Here is a 2,364-nt window from a genome sequence, read left to right on the forward strand (position 1 = left end):
CGGCGGTGGCACGCTCTCGCGCAGCGGCGCCACGAAGCTGTAGCCGCGCCCCGGCACGGTCAGCACATGGCGCGCCTCGGCCTCGCTCTCGCCCAGCGCCTTGCGCAGGGCGGCGACCTGGGCGCGCAGGTTGGACTCATCGACATGGCGGCCGGGCCAGACGGCGGGGATCAGCGCGTCGCGCTCCAGCACCTCGCCCGGGCGGCGGGCCAGGGCCACCAGCAGGTCGAGCGCGCGCTGGCCGATCCGCACCGGCTCGCCGCCGCGCAGCAGGAGCTTGCGCCCGGGGAACAGCGAGAACGCCCCGAAGCTGATCTCCTCCTCCCTGGTCACGCATCCTCCGGCCCGGCATGCGCGGCCCGCCCGCGGCACCAGCCGCCGGTATAGAGCGCCGGCCCGGGGCAGGCAACGCCCACGCCCGGCCAGTCCCTTGTATTCAAAGTTTTTTTCGAGGCCGGGGCAGGGTGCTCCGCCCCGGCCGGCCAGCGGCTCAGCCGCGCAGGAAGGTCAGCAGGTCGTCGTTGAGCTGCTGCTTGTGCGTGTCGGTCAACCCGTGCGGCGCGCCGGCATAGACCTTCAGCTCGGCCTGCGGCACCAGCGCCTTGGCGGCGCGGGCGGCGGCGTCGATCGGCACGATCTGGTCGTCATCGCCATGCACGATCAGCGTCGGCCTGTCGAACTTCTTCAGGTCGGCCGTGAAGTCGGTCTCCGAGAAGGCCTTGATGCAGTCATAGGTGTTCTTGTGGCCGGCCAGCATGCCCTGCATCCAGAAGGACTGGATCATGCCCTGCGAGGGCACGGCGCCGGGGCGGTTGAAGTTGAAGAACGGGCCGCTGGCGATGTCGAGATACAGCTTCGCGCGGTCGGCGATGCTGGCGGCGCGGATGCCGTCGAACACCTCCATCGGCAGGCCGCCGGGGTTGGTCGGGCTCTTCACCATCTGCGGCGGCACGGCGGAGATCAGGCCGAGCTTCGCCACCCGCCCGGTGCCGTGGCGGCCGACATAGCGCGCCACCTCGCCGCCGCCGGTCGAGAAGCCGAAGATCGACACGCCGCGCAGGTCCACCGCCTCGATCAGCTGCGCCAGGTCGTCGGCGTAGTGGTCCATGTCGTTGCCGTCCCAGGGCTGGCTGGAGCGGCCATGGCCGCGCCGGTCATGGGTGACGACGCGGAAGCCGTGGCTGGCGAGGTGGAAGGCCTGGCTTTCCCAGCTGTCGGCGTTCAGCGGCCAGCCATGGCTGAGGATGACGGGCTGCCCGTCGCGCGGGCCCCAATCCTTGTAGTAGATCGAGACGCCGTCGCGCGTGGTGATGCTGGACACAATCTTCTCTCCGGGTGGGGTGGGTGCGGGGGTCGTGGCGGGCCGCCCGGCCGCGGTGGCGTCACTGAGGAGGAGGCCGGCCGTCGCGCCGCTGCCGGCGAGCAGGAGGGTGCGCCGGGACAGCGAGGTCGCCGGCGGGGGCGGTGGGGGGAGCATCGGCTTCCTTTCCGGGCGGATCTGTGCCCGGACAGCGCGGGCACGCCGCGCGCCGCCGGGACGACGCCGATCTAGCCGCGCGCTGCCCTGGCCTTCTTGCACAAAGCTGCCGTGAGCCGCCGGGGCGGCGGGGCTAGCGCACCACCGCCAGCGAGAAGCGCGACAGCGAGCGCAGATGCTGCTGCACGGCACGCCGCGCCGCGCGGGCATCGCCCGCGATCAGCGCGTCGAGGATGGCGATGTGCTCGCTGGAATCCGGGCCGACGCGATCCGACAGCCGCGCGATCTCGAACAGCCGTGTGGTGGTGCGCAGCCCCTCGATCAGCCGCGCCATCACCTCGTTGCCGCAATGCGCGGCATAGATGCGGTGCACATGGTCGTCCGACACCCAGTGCTCATGGGTGTGGGTGGCGGCGGCGTGCAGTTCCACCGCCTCGGCGCGGATGGCGTGCAGCCTGCCCATCGGGATGTGCCCCACGGCCAGCGCCGCCGCCTCCGGCTCCAGGATCTCGCGCACCTTCAGGCTGTGCAGGTATTCGGCGAGATCGACATGCCGCACCACGAAGGAGCGGTTGGCGGCCTTCACCACCAGCCCCTCGCCCTCCAGCCTTTGCAGCGCCTCGCGCAGCGGGGTGCGGGAGATGCCGAGCGTCTCCGCCAGGCGCTGCTCCACCACCGTCTCGCCGCCGCGCAGGCGGCGGTCGCGGATCATCTCCGACACGGCGCGGTAGGCGAGGCCGGACAGGTTGAGCGAGGCGGGCCGGCTGTCGCGCTGGTCCGGAAGATCCGTCGGTGTGTCCGGCATGGTGCGGCTGCTTGTAGCGGGGCGGGGGCGCGAAGGCGAGGCGCGGGCCGCGCGGCCGGTGCGGGCCGCGCGGCGGCGGGTC

3 protein-coding genes are annotated in these 2,364 nt (G+C 72.6%); all 3 read right to left on the reverse strand.

Annotated features, from left to right (window positions below; genetic code table 11):
- Positions 1–333: winged helix-turn-helix domain-containing protein (locus HMPREF0731_RS01175; RefSeq protein ID WP_007002155.1), on the reverse strand; the 333-nt coding region annotated here is incomplete at its 3' end.
- Positions 334–490: 157 nt separating this feature from the next.
- Positions 491–1,321 carry an alpha/beta fold hydrolase gene (locus HMPREF0731_RS01180; RefSeq protein ID WP_211207876.1) on the reverse strand — a complete coding sequence of 277 codons (831 nt, stop codon included), beginning with the start codon at positions 1,319–1,321 and terminating at the stop codon, positions 491–493.
- Between the two features lie 289 nt (positions 1,322–1,610).
- Positions 1,611–2,282 (reverse strand): GntR family transcriptional regulator, encoded by a 672-nt coding sequence (locus HMPREF0731_RS01185; protein ID WP_007002157.1) that lies wholly within the window; start codon positions 2,280–2,282, stop codon positions 1,611–1,613.
- Between the last annotated feature and the right edge of the window lie 82 nt (positions 2,283–2,364).

This window comes from Pseudoroseomonas cervicalis ATCC 49957, from assembly GCF_000164635.1.
Classification (GTDB): Bacteria; Pseudomonadota; Alphaproteobacteria; order Acetobacterales; family Acetobacteraceae; genus Pseudoroseomonas; species Pseudoroseomonas cervicalis.